This is a genomic window from Agrococcus sp. AC640b, from assembly GCF_979255995.1.
Window position 1 is genome coordinate 51,337 of sequence record NZ_CEEDMM010000044.1, and the last position, 18,250, is coordinate 69,586.

At 72.4% G+C, this 18,250-nt stretch carries 18 protein-coding genes and 1 tRNA gene; 9 read left to right on the forward strand and 10 right to left on the reverse strand.

Going from position 1 to position 18,250, the window contains the following annotated elements:
• Nucleotides 1–4 precede the first annotated feature (4 nt).
• The 4 genes from ACZ6H8_RS15410 to ACZ6H8_RS15425 form a co-directional block, all read right to left on the reverse strand.
• Complete coding sequence (locus tag ACZ6H8_RS15410; protein ID WP_464147807.1) at nt 5–703, reverse strand: response regulator transcription factor; 699 nt, start codon at nt 701–703, stop codon at nt 5–7.
• Between the two features lie 80 nt (nt 704–783).
• Nucleotides 784–2,412: a DNA repair helicase XPB gene (locus tag ACZ6H8_RS15415; protein WP_464147808.1), complete on the reverse strand. Its 1,629-nt coding sequence runs from the start codon at nt 2,410–2,412 to the stop codon at nt 784–786.
• Between the two features lie 31 nt (nt 2,413–2,443).
• Nucleotides 2,444–4,081 carry a helicase-associated domain-containing protein gene (locus tag ACZ6H8_RS15420; RefSeq protein ID WP_464147809.1) on the reverse strand — a complete coding sequence of 546 codons (1,638 nt, stop codon included), beginning with the start codon at nt 4,079–4,081 and terminating at the stop codon, nt 2,444–2,446.
• A gap of 1 nt (nt 4,082) precedes the next feature.
• The gene (locus tag ACZ6H8_RS15425; protein WP_464147810.1) at nt 4,083–4,358 is read right to left on the reverse strand and encodes a hypothetical protein; all 276 of its coding nucleotides are present in this window, start codon (nt 4,356–4,358) and stop codon (nt 4,083–4,085) included.
• A 63-nt stretch (nt 4,359–4,421) separates the two neighbouring features.
• Here ACZ6H8_RS15425 and ACZ6H8_RS15430 point away from each other — a divergent pair, with 63 nt between their 5' ends.
• Together ACZ6H8_RS15430 and ACZ6H8_RS15435 are read left to right on the forward strand one after the other, a co-directional pair.
• Nucleotides 4,422–4,805: a cold-shock protein gene (locus ACZ6H8_RS15430; RefSeq protein WP_464147812.1), complete on the forward strand. Its 384-nt coding sequence runs from the start codon at nt 4,422–4,424 to the stop codon at nt 4,803–4,805.
• Between the two features lie 24 nt (nt 4,806–4,829).
• Entirely contained in the window at nt 4,830–5,330 is a 501-nt protein-coding gene (locus ACZ6H8_RS15435; RefSeq protein WP_464147813.1) for a DUF3027 domain-containing protein, read from the forward strand.
• An 82-nt stretch (nt 5,331–5,412) separates the two neighbouring features.
• Here ACZ6H8_RS15435 and serC read toward each other — a convergent pair whose 3' ends face one another.
• Nucleotides 5,413–6,510, reverse strand: coding sequence for a phosphoserine transaminase (gene serC / locus ACZ6H8_RS15440; protein WP_464147814.1), 1,098 nt, complete (start codon nt 6,508–6,510; stop codon nt 5,413–5,415).
• A 92-nt stretch (nt 6,511–6,602) separates the two neighbouring features.
• Between serC and ACZ6H8_RS15445 the strand changes: the two genes are divergently transcribed.
• The 4 genes from ACZ6H8_RS15445 (at nt 6,603) to ACZ6H8_RS15460 (ending at nt 9,333) form a co-directional block, all read left to right on the forward strand.
• On the forward strand, nt 6,603–7,283 hold the full coding sequence (locus tag ACZ6H8_RS15445; protein WP_464147816.1) for a metal-dependent transcriptional regulator: 681 nt from the start codon (nt 6,603–6,605) through the stop codon (nt 7,281–7,283).
• A gap of 245 nt (nt 7,284–7,528) precedes the next feature.
• Nucleotides 7,529–8,251, forward strand: a complete 723-nt coding sequence (locus ACZ6H8_RS15450) for a C40 family peptidase (RefSeq protein WP_464147817.1) — start codon at nt 7,529–7,531, stop codon at nt 8,249–8,251.
• Between the two features lie 118 nt (nt 8,252–8,369).
• Nucleotides 8,370–9,149 carry an NlpC/P60 family protein gene (locus tag ACZ6H8_RS15455; RefSeq protein WP_464147818.1) on the forward strand — a complete coding sequence of 260 codons (780 nt, stop codon included), beginning with the start codon at nt 8,370–8,372 and terminating at the stop codon, nt 9,147–9,149.
• Between the two features lie 109 nt (nt 9,150–9,258).
• A tRNA-Arg gene (locus ACZ6H8_RS15460) sits at nt 9,259–9,333 on the forward strand.
• Nucleotides 9,334–9,419: 86 nt separating this feature from the next.
• Here the strand turns inward: ACZ6H8_RS15460 and ACZ6H8_RS15465 are convergent.
• The 4 genes from ACZ6H8_RS15465 to ACZ6H8_RS15480 are packed head-to-tail and all read right to left on the reverse strand — an operon-like array spanning nt 9,420 to nt 14,277.
• Complete coding sequence (locus ACZ6H8_RS15465) at nt 9,420–10,781, reverse strand: sn-glycerol-1-phosphate dehydrogenase (RefSeq protein WP_464147819.1); 1,362 nt, start codon at nt 10,779–10,781, stop codon at nt 9,420–9,422.
• A gap of 34 nt (nt 10,782–10,815) precedes the next feature.
• On the reverse strand, nt 10,816–12,381 hold the full coding sequence (locus ACZ6H8_RS15470; protein ID WP_464147820.1) for an FGGY-family carbohydrate kinase: 1,566 nt from the start codon (nt 12,379–12,381) through the stop codon (nt 10,816–10,818).
• Between the two features lie 52 nt (nt 12,382–12,433).
• Nucleotides 12,434–13,474: a zinc-dependent dehydrogenase gene (locus ACZ6H8_RS15475; protein WP_464147822.1), complete on the reverse strand. Its 1,041-nt coding sequence runs from the start codon at nt 13,472–13,474 to the stop codon at nt 12,434–12,436.
• Nucleotides 13,471–14,277: a class I fructose-bisphosphate aldolase gene (locus ACZ6H8_RS15480; RefSeq protein WP_464147823.1), complete on the reverse strand. Its 807-nt coding sequence runs from the start codon at nt 14,275–14,277 to the stop codon at nt 13,471–13,473. The genes ACZ6H8_RS15475 and ACZ6H8_RS15480 overlap by 4 nt, the downstream gene beginning before the upstream one ends.
• A 121-nt stretch (nt 14,278–14,398) precedes the next feature.
• Between ACZ6H8_RS15480 and ACZ6H8_RS15485 the strand changes: the two genes are divergently transcribed.
• The gene (locus tag ACZ6H8_RS15485; protein WP_464147824.1) at nt 14,399–15,268 is read left to right on the forward strand and encodes an aldo/keto reductase; all 870 of its coding nucleotides are present in this window, start codon (nt 14,399–14,401) and stop codon (nt 15,266–15,268) included.
• Between the two features lie 92 nt (nt 15,269–15,360).
• Here ACZ6H8_RS15485 and ACZ6H8_RS15490 read toward each other — a convergent pair whose 3' ends face one another.
• Nucleotides 15,361–16,188, reverse strand: a complete 828-nt coding sequence (locus ACZ6H8_RS15490; RefSeq protein WP_464147825.1) for a DeoR/GlpR family DNA-binding transcription regulator — start codon at nt 16,186–16,188, stop codon at nt 15,361–15,363.
• Between the two features lie 119 nt (nt 16,189–16,307).
• On the opposite strand from ACZ6H8_RS15490, the gene ACZ6H8_RS15495 reads away from it, so the two are divergent.
• Together ACZ6H8_RS15495 and ACZ6H8_RS15500 are read left to right on the forward strand one after the other, a co-directional pair.
• Nucleotides 16,308–17,348 carry a lipid II:glycine glycyltransferase FemX gene (locus tag ACZ6H8_RS15495; protein WP_464147826.1) on the forward strand — a complete coding sequence of 347 codons (1,041 nt, stop codon included), beginning with the start codon at nt 16,308–16,310 and terminating at the stop codon, nt 17,346–17,348.
• Nucleotides 17,348–18,235 carry an aldo/keto reductase gene (locus ACZ6H8_RS15500; protein WP_464147827.1) on the forward strand — a complete coding sequence of 296 codons (888 nt, stop codon included), beginning with the start codon at nt 17,348–17,350 and terminating at the stop codon, nt 18,233–18,235. The genes ACZ6H8_RS15495 and ACZ6H8_RS15500 overlap by 1 nt, the downstream gene beginning before the upstream one ends.
• Nucleotides 18,236–18,250 lie beyond the last annotated feature (15 nt).

Genomic DNA, 18,250 nt, shown 5'->3' on the forward strand with positions numbered 1-18,250 from the left:
GCGGCTACGCGGTCTTCGGAGCCTTGAGCATGTACCCGAAGCCGCGCTTGGTGATGATCATCGGCTCGCTCGTGTGGCCGTCGACCTTGCGGCGCAGGTACGAGATGTACGACTCGACGATGCCGACGTCGCCGTTGAAGTCGTACTCCCAGACGTGGTCGAGGATCTGCGTCTTCGACAGCACGCGGTTGGGGTTGAGCATGAGGTAGCGCAGCAGCTTGAACTCGGTGGGGGAGAGCTCGATCTCCTCGTCGGCGACCGTGACCTCGTGCGTGTCCTGGTTCATGACGACCTCGCCGATGCGCAGGGTCGCGTCGTCGTCCTCTGCGCGCGTGCGGCGGAGGATGGCCTTGATGCGCGCGATGATCTCGTCGAGCGAGAAGGGCTTCGTGACGTAGTCGTCGCCGCCGACGGTGAGGCCGGTGACCTTGTCGTCGGTGTCGTCCTTCGCCGTGAGGAACAGGATGGGCGAGGTGAAGCCCGATGCGCGCAGCCGCTTGGTGACGCCGAAGCCGTTGATGTCGGGCAGCATGACGTCGAGCAGGATGAGGTCGGGCTCGTCTTCGAGCACGGCCGAGATCGCGGCGGCGCCAGCGCCGACCGACCGCACGTCGAAGCCGCTGAAGCGCAGGCTCGTGGTGAGCAGGTCGCGGATGTGGGGCTCGTCGTCGACGACGAGGATCTTGGGCGAGGCGTCAGTCATGGACACAGTCTCTGACCGTAGCCTGATCGAACGCTGGATGCCCAGTCCCCGGGGGACAGGATCCCGGGCAGCGCCCGGGTCTACAGCTCGGCGGCGTCGAGGATCTCGTACGAGTAGCCCTGCTCGGCGAGGAAGCGCTGCCGACCCAGTGCGAAGTCCTGGTCGATGGTGTCGCGGGCGACGAGCGTGTAGAACGACGCACCGCGGCCGCCGGACTTCGGTCGCAGCAGCCTGCCCAGGCGCTGCGCCTCCTCCTGGCGCGACCCGAACGATCCCGAGACCTGGATCGCGACCGAGGCATCCGGGAGGTCGACCGAGAAGTTCGCGACCTTCGACACGACGAGCGTCGAGATCGTGCCCTCGCGGAACTCCTGGAACAGCGACTCCCGTTCGTCGACGGGCGTCTGCCCCGTCACGAGCGGGGCGCCCAGCGCCTCGGCGAGGTCGTCGAGCTGGTCGAGGTACTGCCCGATGACGAGGGTCTGCTCGCCCTCGTGCCTGCGCAGGATGCGCTGCGCGACCGTGACCTTCATGGGGCTCGACGCGGCGATGCGGTAGCGCTCCCGGTCGGCGCTCGCCGCGTACTCGAGCCGTTCGGCCTCCGTGAGGTCGATGCGCACCTCGTAGCAGGCGGCCGGGGCGATGAAGCCCTGCGCCTCGATCTCCCTCCACGGTGCATCGAACCGCTTCGGACCGATGAGGCTGAAGACGTCGGACTCGCGCCCGTCCTCGCGCACGAGCGTCGCGGTGAGGCCCAGGCGGCGCCTGGCCTGCAGATCCGCCGTGAGCTTGAACACCGGCGCGGGCAGCAGGTGCACCTCGTCGTACACGACGAGGCCCCAGTCGAGGGCATCGAGCACGCGCAGGTGGGCGAACTCGCCTGCGCGCTTCGCGGTGAGGATCTGGTAGGTCGCGATCGTGACCGACCGGATCTCCTTCGACTGCCCCGAGTACTCGCCGATGTCGTCCTCGGTGAGCGAGGTGCGTGCGAGCAGCTCGGCGCGCCACTGACGGGCCGAGACCGTGTTCGTCACGAGGATGAGCGTCGTCGTGTCGGTCGCCGCCATCGCCGCGGCGCCCACGAGCGTCTTGCCAGCACCGCACGGCAGCACGACGACGCCGGAGCCCGACTCGACGAAGTGCCGCACCGCATCCTGCTGATACGGGCGCATGACCCAGCCGTCCTCGACGAGGTCGATGTCGAAGGGCGTGCCGGGCGTGAAGCCCGCGAGGTCCTCCGCAGGCCAGCCGATGCGCACGAGCTCCTGCTTCAGCTGCCCACGCGCCCAGTCGACGACGCGGATGCCGCCTGGCACGTCCTCGGCGAGCAGCGGCGCGATGCGCCGCGACCGCCGCACCTCGGCGAGCACCGCACGGTCGTCGCCGACGAGCCGCAGCCCGTCGTCGTCGCGGTCGATCGTGAGCCTGCCGTAGCGGCCGACCGTCTCGCGCATGTCGACGGCGACCGCGGAGGGAACGGGGAAGCGCGCGTGGCGCTCGAGCGTGCCGAGCATCTCGTCGGCCGTGTGGCCGGCTGCGCGAGCGTTCCACAGCCCCAGCTGCGTGATGCGGTACGTGTGGATGTGCTCTGGCGCGCGCTCGAGCTCTGCGAACACCGCGAGCTCATGGCGCGCGTCCGCAGCCGCAGGATGCGCCACCTCGAGCAGCACGGTGCGGTCGCTCTGCACGATCAGCGGGCCGTCGGTCACGACCGACGATCCTATCGTCGCGATCTGTGGATCACGGCACGCCGGTGAGATGCGTGATCGCCGTGACCGGCAGCGTGCGCTCGACGTCGCTCGCGAGGTCGCGGGCGCGGAGCCTGCCGTTGGCGACGCCGAGCGGCAGCAGCGCCAGCTCGCGCTCCTCGCCACCGACCTCGATGCGCACCTGCACGCTCACGCGCTCGCGGGCTGCGACCTGCAGGCGACGCTCGAGCCAGGCGCGCTCCTCGCTGCCGACGTCGAAGCCGGAGCCTCGCAGCCGCTGCACGAGGGGCGTCGGCGGCGGCGCGAGCACCTCGGCGACGTGCCGCACCGGGGCCAGGAGCGTGCCGTCGGGATCCTCGAGGGCGGCGGGATAGCGTCGGCCGCGCAGCGCGGCGAGCACCGTCGCGGGCTCGGCACGCGAGACGAGCCTGCGCGAGGACTCCTCGCGCAGACGCAGCGCAGCGAGCCCGTGATCGACGGCGAGCTCGGCGATGACCGTCGGCTCGCCGCGCACCGCCGTGCGCTCGGGCCCCTCCGTGAGCGCGAGCACCCGCACGGAGCCGAACCGCGCCGCCGCGTCGCGCACGAGGTACGCGACCGGCTGCGGCAGGCCCGTGAGCGACATCGTCTCGAGCAGCGCCAGGATCGACGCCTGGTCCTCGCCGGCGGCGAGGCCGCGCGACAGCGAGGCGAGCGACATGCGGTACGTGGAGGCGGTGCCTCGTTGCTCGAGGTCGGCCACGAGCCGCAGCCGCGTCTCGAGCGCAGGCTCGAGCGGGCCGGGCACGACGATCGACAGGTCCGGCTGCACGTAGGCGCGATCGATCTCGGCGGGCACGAGCGACGCGAGCGTCGCGGCGCCGCCGTCGCGCGCGAGCGACGTCGGTGCGCCGTCGCGGATGCCGAGCTCGGTGGCGCGCCTGGTCGCGACGGCGAGCCGGTCGAGGGTCGCCGTCGTCGCGAGCGGGAAGCGCTCGGCCGCCGACGCTGGTCCGTCGTCGGCTGCGACGACGCGCTCCGGCCAGTCGAGCGCGGCGAGCCATGCGTCGCGCAGTCGCTCCCAGCGCTCGGCGAGGGGTGCCTGCAGCCAGTCGTCGGCCGTCGTCGATGCGACGAGGGTGGCGTCGCGCACGGCGAGCAGCGCGGCCGAGCGTGCGATGGCGACGACGTCGAGCACCGTCTCGGGCTCGGCGGCGAATGCCTCGGCGAGCCTGCGCGCGTCCGACATCGCCACCGCGCCGCGCGCGAGCATCTGCACGGGCTGGCTCGCGGCCGAGCGCACGACCTCGCCGACGAGCAGCGTGGTCGCGAACGCGCGCTCCGCTGCCGTCGCGTCGTCGGGAGCGTCGAGCGTCGAGGCGTCGGCGTCGGCGTCGGGGGAGGGCGGCGCCGCGGCGGCCTGCCTGCGCACCGCGTCGAACGCGACGCCCGCGACGCCGAGCCCGAGGGCGTCGAGCCGAGGCGTCGACGTGCCGGAGGCCAGCAGGGCGAGCTCGTCGCGCCGCACGCCCTCGAGGGCCGTCGCCACCGCCTCCGCGCGCAGCAGGTGCTCGGCGACGTCGAAGTACGTCGCGACGTGCTGCGGCACGTGCCGGCGGCGCACGAGCGCATCGAGGGCGTCGTCGGTCAGCGCCTGCAGCGCCCCCGCGAGCTCGACCGTGGTCGGCACGTCAGCTCCGACCGCGTCCCTTGCGCACCGCGGAGATCGCCAGCAGCGCGATGACGCACAGCAGGCCGAGCGGCAGCGCGAAGACGGGGATCGCGAACGCGTACGGCCACGGCCCCTCCGCCAGCCACGGCCACGCGTCGCGCAGGCCGATCTGGGCGAGCGTCAGGGCGAACCCGAGCAGCGCTGCGCCGACGAGCACGGCGGCTGCGGTGGCGAGGAGGCGCTCGACGACGCCGATCGTGTCGGCGCGAGCGCCGCCTGCACGCGTGCTGGGCATCCTTCGAGACTACCAGCGGGCGATAGCCTGGTCATCGCACCACCCGAGCACACAAGGAGCATCGTGCCCACTGGCAAGGTCAAGTTCTTCGACGAGGACAAGGGCTTCGGCTTCATCGCAGGAGACGATGGCGTCGAGGTCTTCATCCATGCGTCCGCCGTGCCCGACGGAGCGACGCTCAAGGGCGGCACGCGCGTCGAGTACGGCGTCGCCGAGGGGCGCAGGGGTGCGCAGGCGCTGTCGCTGCGAGTGCTCGACGCTCCCGTGGTCTCGGCCGTGCGGCAGGCGCGACGTTCGAGCGAGGACATGGCGGTGATCGTCGAGGACCTCGTGAAGCTGCTCGACGGCCTCGGCGAGGGGCTTCGCCACGGTCGACAGCCGAATCCGGAGCAGGCTCGCAAGGTCGCGACGGTGCTGCGCCGCGTCGCGGACGACCTCGATGCCTGATCGCATGACGACCGGAGGGATCCGATGACCACCGTGCCGAGCGCCGAGGCGCTGCGTCTGGCAGAGACCGTGCTCGACGAGATCGCCCCCGTCGGCGCCGTCGGCGAGGTCGTCGACGCTGCCGACGAGCAGGGCGTGCTCGCCCTGCGCTACCGATCGCTGCTGGGCGGCTACCCCGACTGGCTGTGGACCGTCACGCTCGCGACCGACGACGAGGGTGCGCACACGGTCCTCGAGGTCGCGCTGCTGCCAGGCGAGGGCTCGCTCGTGGCACCCGAGTGGGTGCCGTGGGCCGATCGACTCGCCGACTACCTCGCCGCCAAGGAGGCCGCGGACGCCCACGCCGGCTCGGACGACGACTCCGGCGACGTCGATGACGACTCCGACGATGACGACTCCGACGACTCCGACGACGACGAGGCGGAGTTCGACGACTACGACGAGGCCGACCTCGCCAGCGGCGACGACCAGGACGGCGTGGACGTCGACGACCACGACGCCGGCTCTCAGGCGCGCGGCCGCTGACGCGGATGCAGGCGGCACGTGGCCTCGAGGTCGCCTGCCGCTCGAGGCCCCGCGCGGGCCGCATCGCGGCGGCCCGGCGGGGTCAGACGCGCTCGAGCACGTAGTCGAGGCTCGCGACGAGCGCCTCGACGTCGCTGGGCTCGATGCCCGCGAACGTCGCGACCCGGATCTGGTTGCGACCGAGCTTGCGGTACGGCTCGGTGTCGACGATGCCGTTGGCGCGCAGCGCCTTCGTGACGGCCGTCGCATCGACCGACTCGTCGAAGTCGATCGTGACGACGACCTGCGAGCGGTGCTCGGGATCGGCGACGAACGGCTGCGCGTCGGCGCGCGCCTCCGCCCACGCGTAGAGCGTGTCGGATGACGTGCGCGTACGAGCGGCCATCGCGTCGAGACCGCCCTGCTCGAGCATCCACCCGAGCTGCTCGTCGAGCAGCACGAGCGTCGCGATCGCCGGGGTGTTGAGGGTCTGCTCGAGCCGCGAGTTGTCGAGCGCCGCCTTGAGGCTCAGCGACTCGGGCACGTAGCGATCCGACGCCGCGATCGTCTCGATGCGCTCGATCGCCGCGGGCGAGACGAGCGCGAGCCACAGGCCGCCGTCGGAGCCGAGGTTCTTCTGCGGCGCGAAGTAGTAGACGTCCGAGGCGTTCGCGTCGAACGCGATGCCGCCTGCCGCGCTCGTCGCGTCGACGAGCGTCAGCCCGTGCGATGCGCGGACGACGGGATGCATGACGCCCGTCGAGGTCTCGTTGTGCGGGTACGCGACGACGTCGACGCCGTCGACGGGCTCGAGCGTCGGGCGCGAGCCCGCCGGCGCGCTCGCGACGCTCGGCGCCTCGAGCCACGGTGCGCTCGCGGCCTTCGCGAACTTCGCGCCGAACTCGCCGAAGGCCAGATGGTGCGAGCGGCGCTCGATCAGACCGAACGCGGCCGCGTCCCAGAACGACGTCGATCCGCCGTTGCCCAGCACGACCTCGTACCCGTCTGGGGCTCCGAGCAGATCGGCGATCCGCGATCGGACCGATGCGACGAGCCCGCGAACGGGAGCCTGGCGATGGCTCGTGCCCAGCAGGCGCGAGGCGGCGAGCGCCTCGACCTGCGCGGGCCGCACCTTGGCGGGGCCGCAGCCGAACCGCCCGTCTGCAGGAAGGAGGGAGGCGGGGATGACGAGGTCGCTCACCGGCTCAGTCTACGAGCGCCTGTCGCGTCGCTCGCGTCCACCTTCGCTCACTAGTGTGGTGTCCACATCCGCATGGCAGAGGAGGTGCGCGCGTGACCGATCTCGTCGACACGACGGAGATGTACCTGCGCACCATCCTCGACCTCGAGGAGGAGGGCTTCGTGCCGATGCGTGCGCGCATCTCGGAGCGCATCGGTCACTCGGGCCCGACGGTGTCGCAGACGGTCGCGCGCATGGAGCGCGACGGCCTCGTCGTCGTCGCGGAGGATCGGCACCTGCAGCTCACCGAGGAGGGTCGCGCGCTGGCGACGCGCGTGCTGCGCAAGCACCGTCTCGCCGAACGGCTGCTGCTCGACGTCATCGGGCTCGACTGGGCGCTCGTGCACGACGAGGCCTGCCGGTGGGAGCACGTCATGAGCGAGCAGGTCGAGCGCAGGCTGCTCGAGGTGCTCGACCGCCCGACCGAGTCGCCCTACGGCACGCCCATCCCTGGGCTCGAGGAGCTCGGGCTCCCAGGTGCCGCGTCGTTCCTCGACGGGGTGCGCCGAGCGACGGTCGTGACGGGCGAGCACGTGGTGCGCCGACTCGGCGAGCCGATCCAGTCGGATCTGGCCACGTTGGAGCGGCTCCGCGAGGCGGGCGTCGTCCCCGGCGCGACCGTGGCGATCGCCGAGGCGGGCCGCGACCGCGTGGTCTCGACCGCGCAGGGGCCGTCGGTCGTGCTGCCCCCCGAGCTCGCGCAGCACCTCTACGTCGCAGCCGACCGGCTCTGACGCGGCCGACACCGGCTCCGCCGGTCAGGCGACGCCCCGGTGGCGTCCAGGATTCCACCCGAACCTGAGGGCCACGCCGTCGCGAAAGTGACAATCGTGCAACGGTGTCGTACGTTGGGGCGAGCCACACGCCCGTCACGGGCGTCTCGACGAGCAGGAATCACCACCGCATGCAGCCTTCTACGACCAGCACCGAGATCGTCGCGCAGCCCGCGCCGCGCCGCGCCCCCGGGGCTCGTCGGACCATGGCGAAGCGGATCGGCGTCGTCGCCGTCGCCGCAGCCCTCGTCGGCACCGTCGCGCTGCCGGCCGCCGCGCTCCAGACGGCGTCGGCTCAGCCCGCCGCACTGGATGGCTCGATCGCCGAGATCCTCGCGCAGAGCCAGCAGACGGTCGACGCGCAGCAGTCGCCGCTCGTCGACGAGATCGCGCAGAACGGCCTCGCGGCGACGACCCCCGAGCAGCTCGCGCAGGCGCAGGCAGCAGCAGCCGCCGCCGAGCAGGAGCGCGCCGAGGCGGCAGCCGCGGCAGCGGAGGCAGCAGCGACGCCCGCATCGACCTCTGGCACGGCGGCGGCCTCGACGGGCGCGGCAGCGCAGGCGCCCGTCGCCGCGTCCGCAGCGAGCGGCGGCATCGTGGGCATCGCCCAGTCGCAGCTCGGCGTCCCCTACGTGTGGGGTGGCGCGAGCCCGGCCACCGGCTTCGACTGCTCCGGATTCACGCAGTGGGTGTACGGCCAGGTCGGCGTGTACCTCCCGCACTCGGACCGCGGCCAGCTCGGCTACGGCACGTCGGTGCCCGCGTCGCAGGTGCAGCCAGGCGACCTCATCATCTGGAGCGGCCACACCGCGATCTACGTCGGCAACGACTCGATCATCCACGCCGCGACCGCCGGCAAGCCCGTGAAGTACTCGAGCCTGTCGGCGATGATCGCCGCCATGGGCACCCCGCAGGTACGCCGCTTCTGATTCGCCCGATCGTGCGGATGTCGTGCCACACTGGTGCACGGACGTAACGGTTTGGTAACATCGCTTCGGCATGCTGTCGTACAGGCACATGCCGTTGGACCCCCAGGAGATTGATTTCGTGACCCGAAGCACCGAGACGCCCACGGCCGTCGACACGATCGACGCGACCTCGAAGGCGCCGACCTCTCGCGCCACCCACATCCGCCGCATCGGCGTCGCAGGCGTGGCCATCGCGCTCGTGATGCCGCTCGCGCTGCCCGCCTTCGCGGGTCAGGGTGAGACGCAGGAGCCCGGCTTCGCCGCGACCGCGGTCGACGCGCAGTCGATCACGGCGACCTCCACCGCGGGCTCGCCCGAGCAGGAGGCCGAGCGTCAGGAGCTCTACGCCACGACGCCCGCCGAGCTCGAGCAGCTGCAGGCCGAGATCCAGGCGCAGCTCGACGCGGAGCAGGCGGCTGCCGAGGAGGCTGCTGCCGAGGAGGCCGCTGCCGAGCAGGCAGCCGGCACCTCGAACGGCACCGGCACCGACGCGGGCACGAGCGCTGCAGGCGCAGCCGTCTCGGTCGGCGTGGGCGGCGGCGCCGTCGCCAACGCGGCGCTCGCGCAGATCGGTGAGATCCAGACGTGCACGCAGCTCGTCGCCGACTCCCTCGCGGCCGTCGGCATCCCCTACACGGGCATGGGCAACCTCTTCAACCTCGGCCCGACCATCTCGGGCTCGCAGGCCACCCCGGGCGACATCGTCTACTACTCCAACGGCGGCGTCGGCATCGCGCACGTGGCCGTGTACATCGGAGGCGGCCAGGCCGTCCACGGTGGCTGGAACGGCAACCAGACGGTCGTCGCCGGCGTGAACCTGCCCGGCGCCTCGGCACCGGTCTTCATCGACATCGGCTGACGCGCTCCCAGCTCAGCCACGACGCCCGCGACCTCCCGGTCGCGGGCGTCGTCGCGTGCGGTGGGGCTTCGGTAGACTGGTCGACGTCGGCCGCACCGCGTGCGGCCACGCCTCTGTAGCTCAATGGAAGAGCTGCTCCGTCCTAAGGAGAGGGTTGGGGGTTCGAGTCCCTCCAGGGGCACCACGGGCGTGCACGCGCCTCGCGGTCGCCACCGCATCCACGACGAAGCCCCCGACCGCCAGCGGTCGGGGGCTTCGTCGTGCGCCGCGTCAGTCGGTGGGGAAGGGCCGCTCGGCCCAGAACCCGCCTGGCGCGAAGAGCGCGTCGATCGAACGCTCGAGCAGCCCCGCCTCGTGCAGCACGTCGAGCAGCGTGTAGCGGCTGCGGATGCGCATGGCACGCGTGTACGTGGCGCGGAACCGCTCAGGCGTCAGCCCGATCTGCGACGGATGCGTCACGGCGCCGACGGTGGCGAGCACGCGCTCGACGGCCTCGGCGGGCAGCAGCTGCTCGCGCAGCCGCTCGGCGAGCGCCGGCCAGCGGTCGCGCAGCGTCGTCAACCGCGCGCGCAGCACCTCGGGGGAGGGATGCTTCGCCCGCGACTGCGCGAGCGCCGCCGGCAGCAGCTCCTCCGAGAACTCCTCCGCGCGGATGCGCTGCTCGATGGTCTCCCACGTCGGGAACGCTGCGACGGCGGCGTCGACGTCGATCGCGCCGAGGTCGTGGCGCAGCGCCTCCTCGTACAGCGCCGTCATCATGACGGTGCCGAGCCCCACCTTGAGGCCGTGCGACAGCGGCGGGTCGTCGTGGACGCCGAGGCCCTCCATCTCCCACAGGTGCGAGCACTGATGGCCGGCTCCGGATGCAGGACGCGACGACTGGTGCGCCTGCATCGCCAGGCCCGAGAGCACGAGGCCGTCCGCGAGCCCCACCGTCGCCTCGACGACGCCGTCGCGGATGCCCTCCGGGTCGGCGAGCGCGGCGCGCAGCGGCTCCTGCACGAGCGCCCACACGTCGGCGTCGAGCGGCTCGACGCCGAGCGCGTCGGCGAGGATCCAGTCGGCGCCGCCAGGCAGCTTCTCGACGAGGTCGCCCACGCCGGAGGCGAGCATGCGGCCGGGCGCCGCCGCGAGGATGCGGTGGTCGGCGACGACCGCGATCGGGGCGGGGCACGACATCGTCTGCTTGTACCCGTCCTTCGCGATCGACGCGCCGAACGCGGCGTAGCCATCCATCGACGGCGCCGTCGCCACCGCGACGTACGGTCGACCGAGCTCGCCGGAGGCGAGCTTCGCGATGTCGTTCAGCGTGCCGGCGCCCACGAGCACGACGACGACGTCGAGCGGCTCGAGGTGCGCACGGAGCGCCGCCACCGCCTCGTAGCCCGCGTACGGCGGCGGGGTGCCAGGCAGCACGTACGGGTTGGCGAGCTGCACGCCCGCCGCCGCGAGCGAGGCCGTCGTGGCCTCCCCGGCGACGGCCCACGTCGTCTCGTCTGCGACGACGATCGCCGTGCTGCCCGGCAGCAGCTCGGCGACGACGGGGCCGACGCGCTCCAGCACGTCGGCACCGACGACGATCGCCCGGGTGTCGGTGGCGCGCTCCACGGCACGCTCGATGAGGGTGGTCACGATTCGCTCCGTCCGGTGCCGATCGCCGCTGCGATCAGCCGAGGTGGTCCTGCATGTCGTGGATGCGGTCGCGCAGCCGAGGGTACGTGTCGATGTAGGCGTCGACGAAGTAGCGGTACTCCTCGTGGCGCTCGGCGTTCGGCTCGATGGTCTCCGTCTCGGTCACCATCGCCTTCGCGGCATCCTGCACCGAGTCGAACAGGCCGGCGCCCGTCGCCGCCAGGATGGCGGAGCCGAGCACCACGGCGTCGCCGACCTCGGTGAGGGTGATGGGCACGCCCGTGACGTCGGCGTGCATCTGCATCCAGTCGGGGCTGTTCGTCGCGCCGCCGCACGCCACGATCTTCTGCACGTCGATGCCCGCCTCGCGCATGGCCCGCAGGTTGTGCTCGGTGCCGTAGCAGACCGACTCCTGGATGGCGCGGTAGATGTGCTCCGGGCCGTGGTGGAGGCTGAGCCCCCACAGGATGCCGCGCGCCTGGCCGTCGGTGTACGGCGTGCGGTTGCCCTGGAAGTACTCGTTGACGATGAGGCCCTCGGAGCCGGGAGGCAGGTGCCTGGACTGCTGGTTGAGGATGTCGTAGGCGTTGAGGCCCGTGCGCTCTGCGGCTGCGACGACGTCGCGAGCGAAGTTGTCCTTGAACCACTTCAGCACCGAGCCGGTCGAGACCTGGCCGCCCTCGACGGTGTACTGGCCGGGGATCACGCCGTCGGTGTAGCCGCCGAAGAAGCCCGTGCCGCTCACGGACTTCGCCGTCTGCCCCGTGAGCACGTGCGACGAGCCCGTGATGAGCGCGAAGGTGCCCGGCTCGACGACGCCGAGGCCCAGCTGACCGGCCCACGCGTCGACGCATCCCTGCGCGACGGGCGTGCCGGGGCGAAGGCCCAGCGCGCGTGCCGCCTTCGCCGACAGGCCGCCGACGGGTGCGCCGAGGTCGAGGACGCGCTCGGGGATCTTGTCGAACACGTCGCCGACGCCGATCGTCTCGTAGAAGTCGGTGGGCCAGCCGCCCTCGTCGCGGTTGTAGTACATGCGGTGCGCTGCCGAGTTGATGTTCAGCGTCCACTCGCCCGTGAGGCGGTGCGTGATCCAGTCGGGCGCGTCGACGAGGTAGTCGGCGTCGCGGTACACGTCGGGCTGGTGCTCCTTGAGCCATGCGGCCTTGAACGGGAACCACTCGGGCGAGGCAGGCGCGGCGCCGTCGCCGTTGTAGCGCAGCGCGACCGACGACGAGCCCTCCGCACGCTTGGCCTGCTCGACGGCGCGCACGTCCATCCACATGATCGCCGGGGCGAGGTGGCGACCGTCGGCCTTCAATGCGACGACCGTCATCGACGTCGCGTCGTACGAGATGCCCGCGATCTCGTGGGCGGGGATGCCGGAGTCCTTGAGGACCTTCGCCGTCGACGCCTCCAGCGCGTCCCACCAGTCCTCGGGGCTCTGCTCCGCCCAGCCGGACCTCGGATGCGTGGTCTTGTAGGGCGTGGCCGCGAACGTCACGGGGCTGCCTGCGATGTCGACGATCGCGACGCGGCAGCTCTCGGTGCCGAAGTCGATGCCGAGGACGTACGGCCCCTGCGGGGGATGGGTTGCGGACATGGTCGCTCCTTCTTCGTCGAAATGCGAGTCCTGCTGATGCTGTCGAGGCGTGCTACGACGATGGCAGCACGGCCACCTTGATGCCATCCCCTGACGCGGATGCCTCGATCGCCTCGACCGCCTGGTCGAGGCCGAACCGGTGCGTCACGAGCCTGCCGACGTCGATGGCGCCGTCGGCGATGAGCTGCACCGCGTCGCGGTAGTCGGAGCGGCGCGAGTTCGCCGCGCCCGTGACCGTGAGCTCGCGGTAGTGGATGAGGTTCGGGTCGATCTCGGCCGTCGCGCCCGCCGGGAACCCGGCGAACGCGTTGACGCGGCCGCCGAGGCGCACGATCGTGAGCGCGTCGGCGAGCAGCCGCGGCATGCCGATGCACACGACGGCGACGTCGGCGCCGATGCCGTCCGTCGCATCCCGCACGGCGTCGCCGAGGTCGACGGCGGTCGGGTCGACCGTGACGGCGCCGAACGACTCGGCGATCTCGCGGCGAGGAGCGGATGGGTCCGAGACGATGACCTGCCTCGCGCCCGCGCGCAGCGCGAGCTGCGTGTGGATGAGGCCAATGGGACCGGCGCCCAGGATCACGACGGTGTCGCCGATCTCGACCCGGTACGTGCGGTGCGCCGACAGGCAGCACGACAGGGGCTCGGCGAGCGAGAGGTGCTCGACGGGCACCTCCTTCGGGGAGCGCACCACGTTGCCGCGCGCGACGGCGTGCGCAGGCACGAGCATGCGCTCGGCGAGGCCGCCGTCGATGCGGTAGCCGACGATGGAGGCGTTGGGGCACACCTGCTCCATGCCGCGGGTGCACGCGTGGCACGTGCCGCACGTCACGACGGGCGCGAGCCCCACGAGGTCGCCGACGGCGTAGCCCTCGACGCCCTCGCCGACCTCTGCGATGCGGCCGGCGACCTCGTGGCCCAGCACGACGCCGTGGTCGATGCCCGCGGTCTTCTCGCCGCGGATGATGCGCACGTCGGTGCCGCACACCGTGTTGGCGCCGACGTCCAGCAGCAGCTCGCCCGGGCCCGCGGTGGGGGTGGGGACGTCCTCGACCCGCACGTCGCCGGGGCCCTGGAAGACGAGCGCCCTCATGCGTCGACGTCCGAGGCGGAGCGCGCGTGCGTCACGGCCGCCAGGCGCTGCGTCGTCGCGACGATGTCGTCGGCCTGCCAGATGTTGCGCCCGAAGATGAGGCCGCTCGCACCCGCGTCGATCGCGCCCTGCGCGGCTGCGGTGACGGCGTCGTCGTCGCCGCGAGCGCCGCCGAGGGTGAGCACGGGGATGTCGCCGACGGTCTCGATGATGCCGCGCTGCACGTCGGGGTCGCCGACGTACTCGGTCTTGATGGCGTGCGCGCCGAGCTCGGCGGCGATGCGCGACACGGTCGCGAGACGCTCGGGATCCTTGCGGTCGTCGTTGCGCAGGCCCCACAGCGTCGTCTCGACGATGAGGGGGATGCCCGCGCGCGACGCCTGCTGCGCAGCCTTCGCGACGGCCGCGACGTTGTCGGCGAACATGCCGCCGTCGGTCGGGCCGGCGATGAGGTACATCACGATGGCGTCCGCGCCGAGCGCGAGCGCCTCGGCGGGCTCGACGAGCACGCGGTACCGCTCGCCGAGCTCGTGCTTGTCGGGCTCGTGCAGCAGCGTCCAGTCGGCGCGCAGCACGACCGACGGCGCACCGCGGCGTGCGAAGAGGTCGGCGTGCTGCGTGAGGATGCCCGGGGTGACGAGCACGCCGTCGGGGCCGCCGGCGACGATCTGCTCGAGCGTCCGCCTGGGCGTGCCGGATCGGGCGCCGAGCGGGAACGACTGGCCGTGGTCGTAGGCGGTGATGAGCGCGCGACCGCTCTCGTCGTCGAACAGGCGGGCCAGTCGGATGTCGGTGCCGTGCACTGCGGTCCTCTCGGGGGCGTGAGCCACTGCCGGTCCGTCGCGTTCGGCACGTCGACGTAGCCATCTCGGAGTGGTTCTGGTAACAACTCGTAGTGTGAATCATCCCCATTCGGATCACACGATGTCAACTGGCTCGACGACGACGCCCAGCGCTGCATCGCTCGTGCCGCCCCGCATGCCCCTCGCCGACGGCCGTTGGCTCTCGACCGTGTCGCTCGGCACCTGGAGGCTCGATCACGACGCCGCCCGCGCCGCCGTCGCCGAGTCGATCCGGGCCGGCTACCGGCAGATCGACACCGCGTCGAGGTACCACAACGAGCTCGGCGTGGGGCAGGGCATCCGCGACGCGGGCCTGGCGCCCGGCGAGGTGCAGGTGACGACGAAGGTGCGCGGCGGCGACCAGGGCTACGACGAGACGCTGCGCGCCGTCGAGTCCAGCCGCCGCATCCTGGGCGTCGAGGCGATCGACCTGTGCCTCGTGCACTGGCCGCTGCCACGCCTCGACCTGTACGTCGACACGTGGCGGGCGCTCGTGCGACTGCGCGAGGACGGCGTCGTGCGCTCGATCGGCGTCTCGAACTTCTCGCTCGAGCAGATCGACAGGCTCGCGGACGCCACGGGCGTCGCCCCCGTGGTCGACCAGGTCGAGCTGCATCCGCGCCTGCCGCAGGCCGGCCTGCGTGCCGGGCTCGCCGAGCGCGGCGTCGTCGCCCAGGCGTGGGGTCCGCTCGGCCGCGGCAAGGGCCTGCTCGATGCCGAGCCGCTCGTCGCCGCCGCCCGCGCGCACGATGTGACGCCCGCGCAGGTCGCGCTGCGGTGGCTCGTCGAGCTGGGGGCCCCGCCGGTGCCGAAGTCGGGCGACGCGGCGCGCAGGCTGCAGAACCTCGACGTCTTCGGCTTCGCGCTCACGCCCGACGAGCACGCGTCCATCGCCGCCCTCGACACGGGCGAGCGAGCTGGCAAGGACCCGGCGCTCGACGAGGAGTTCTGACCTGGCGCTGACTCCATCGCCGATGATCTGAGGTTCTCGGCCGCTGTTCCTCTCACAAGCGGCCGAGAACCTCACATCTCTCGTGGGGTGGGTCAGGACGGCGGGGGAGCCGTGATCACGCGGACGCCCGCGTCGTGGAAGGGGGCGAGGTGCTCGGGATCCGTCTCTGCATCGACGACGACGACGTCGAAGTCCGACACCGGACCGATGACGTGCAGCGCGTGCCTGGCGAACTTCGAGTGGTCGGCGAGCAGCACCCGCAGCTCGGAGGCGGCGAGCATCGCACGCTTGACCTCCGCGACCTCCTCGTACGGGTGGTACGCCGTCGCGCCGCGAATCGCCGTGACCGACATGAACGACACGTCGGCGTGCAGCGCGCGGATCGCCGACGTCGTCGCCGGACCGTAGAACGACTCCGTCTCGCGACGCAGCTGGCCCCCCGCGACGAACAGGTCGATCGACGGATGCGCCTCGACCTCGCGCGCCGTGATGAGCGAATGCGTCGCGACCGTCAGCGGACCACGGTCGGCCACCGCGCGCAGCAGCGCGAGGCCAGACGACGAGTCGTCGAGCAGCAGCGACATGCCCGGCCGCACGAGATGGGCGGCCGCGGCCGCGATCGATGCCTTCGCCTCCACGTGCTGCGTGAGCCGGAACCGCGCCGTCGTCTCGTTGAGCGACGACGCGACCGCCGTCACGACCCCCTTCGAACGCAGCACGACGCCGGAGCGCTCGAGCTCGGCGACGTCGCGGTACGCCGTCATCACCGACACCCCGAAGCGGCTCGCGATCTCGTCGATCGGCACGGAGCCCGACTCGAGCACGGCCTCCGCGAGGCGGAGGAGCCGGTCGCTCCTGCCTGCCGAGCGACCCGCGTCGTGCGCGTCGCGGCTGGCGTCGCCCGCCTCATCCATGCCCATGGGGGTGGAGCCTAGCGAGCCGACGGCACCGCCAGGCGGCGCTACCCTGGCTGTGCGTCGCCGAGCCAGGCGACGGCGGCCGCCGCATGCGCAGGCCGGCACCCGACCCACGAGGATCCATGACCGTCATCGAGCCAGCCGCGGCCCGCCCGGGCGACGCCCAGGCATGGGATGCAGCGGTGCTCGCCGCGCAGGCCAGGGCGCACTACATGCAGTCGAGCGCGTGGGCGCGCACACGCGAGGGCTCGCCCTGGACGGCGCTGCGCGACCGCGTGCCCGTCGGCGACGCCGAGTACCCCGTGCAGCTGTTCGCGAGGAAGACGCCGCTCGCGGGCACCCTGTACCACGCCGCCCGCATCGCGGGCGTGACGCCCGAGACCGTCGAGGCGCTCACGGCGCGCGCCAGGCAGTACCCGAAGCACGTGTTCGCGGTGAAGGCCGAGGTGTTCCAGGAGTACGACGAGCGGCTCGTCGCGGCGTTCGAGCGCGCAGGCTGGGTGCAGTCGGTGTCGAGCCAGTACGAGCACGCCGTGATGGTCGACCTCTCGGGCTCGCTCGACGAGGTCGCGGCACGCTTCAAGAAGCGCGCCCGCAACTCCTACCGGTCGGCGGCGAAGCAGGGCGTCACGATCGACGAGGTGCCGATGACGCCCGAGTCGACGGCGCGCATGCACGAGCTCATCGACGCCGTGCGCGAGCGCACCGGCGGGTACTTCCGCCCCCACTCCTACTTCCAGCGCATCTGGGACGTCTACGACGCCGAGGGCCAGGGGCGCTTCTTCTACGCCAACCACGAGGGCGAGACGGTGGCGAGCGCATTCGTCATCCGCTTCGGCGACACCGCCTGGTACAAGGACGCCGGATCGCAGCGGGAGAACCCGAAGTCGTTCGCGCCCTACGCCATGCAGTGGGCGATCATGCAGCGGCTCCACGAGGAGGGCGTCACGGGCTACGAGCTCGCGAACGTGCCCGACCCGGCCGAGTGGGAGACGAGCGACATCCGCGGCCTGTACGTCTTCAAGACCGCGTGGGCGCCCGAGCCCGTGCGCTACATGCCGTCGTTCGAGCTGCCGCTGAACGCCCGCTACCGACTGTGGTCGAAGGCGGGCCGCTACCTGCGCGCGCTGTACACGCGTCGCACGAAGGACGCCTGGTACTGATGCCGCCGCGCATCGGGCTCGGGCTCGCGGCGCTCGGCCGCCCCGGCTACATCACCCGCGGGCACGACGTCGACCTGCCCGACCGCAGCGTCGAGGGCATGCGGGATCGCACGCACGCGATGCTCGACGCCGCGTGGGACGCAGGGGTGCGCTTCGTCGACGCCGCACGCGGCTACGGGCTCGCCGAGCAGTTCCTCGGCGAGTGGCTCGCCGCCCGCCCCGGCCGGCGCGAGCAGCTGACGATCGAGTCGAAGTGGGGCTACGCGTACACGGCCGGCTGGCGCGTCGACGCCGACGAGCACGAGCGCAAGGACCACTCCCTCGCGATGCTCGACCAGCAGTGGGCCGAGACGTGCGAGGCGCTCGGCACCGCTCCCGACGTGTACCTCGTGCACTCCGTGACGCCGCAGAGCCCCGTGCTCGGCGACGACGCCGTGCTGGAGCGGCTCGCGAGCCTCGCCGCCACGGGTGTGCGCGTGGGGCTGTCGACGTCGGGCCCGCAGCAGGCGGAGGTGCTGACGCGGGCGCTGCAGGTCGCGCCGCTCTCGGCGGTGCAGACGACGTGGAACGTGCTCGAGCGCAGCGTGCAGCACGCGGCGGTCGCCGCGGCCGACGCGGGCTGGGTCGTGGTCGTGAAGGAGGCGCTCGCGAACGGCGCCGTGCTCGACGCGCTGCCCGGCCGGCACGCCGACGCCGAAGCGATCGCCGCTGCGCTCGCGATCGACGAGCGCGTCGTGGTGCTCTCGGGCGCCGTGACGCAGCAGCAGCTCGCCGCGAACCTCCTCGCGGTCGACGTCGACGGCGCAGCCGTCGCGCGTGCGAGCGCGGCGCTCGTGCAGCCGGCCGAGGAGTACTGGCGGGCTCGCAGCGCCCGCTCGTGGCGCTGATCCGCGGACACCCCG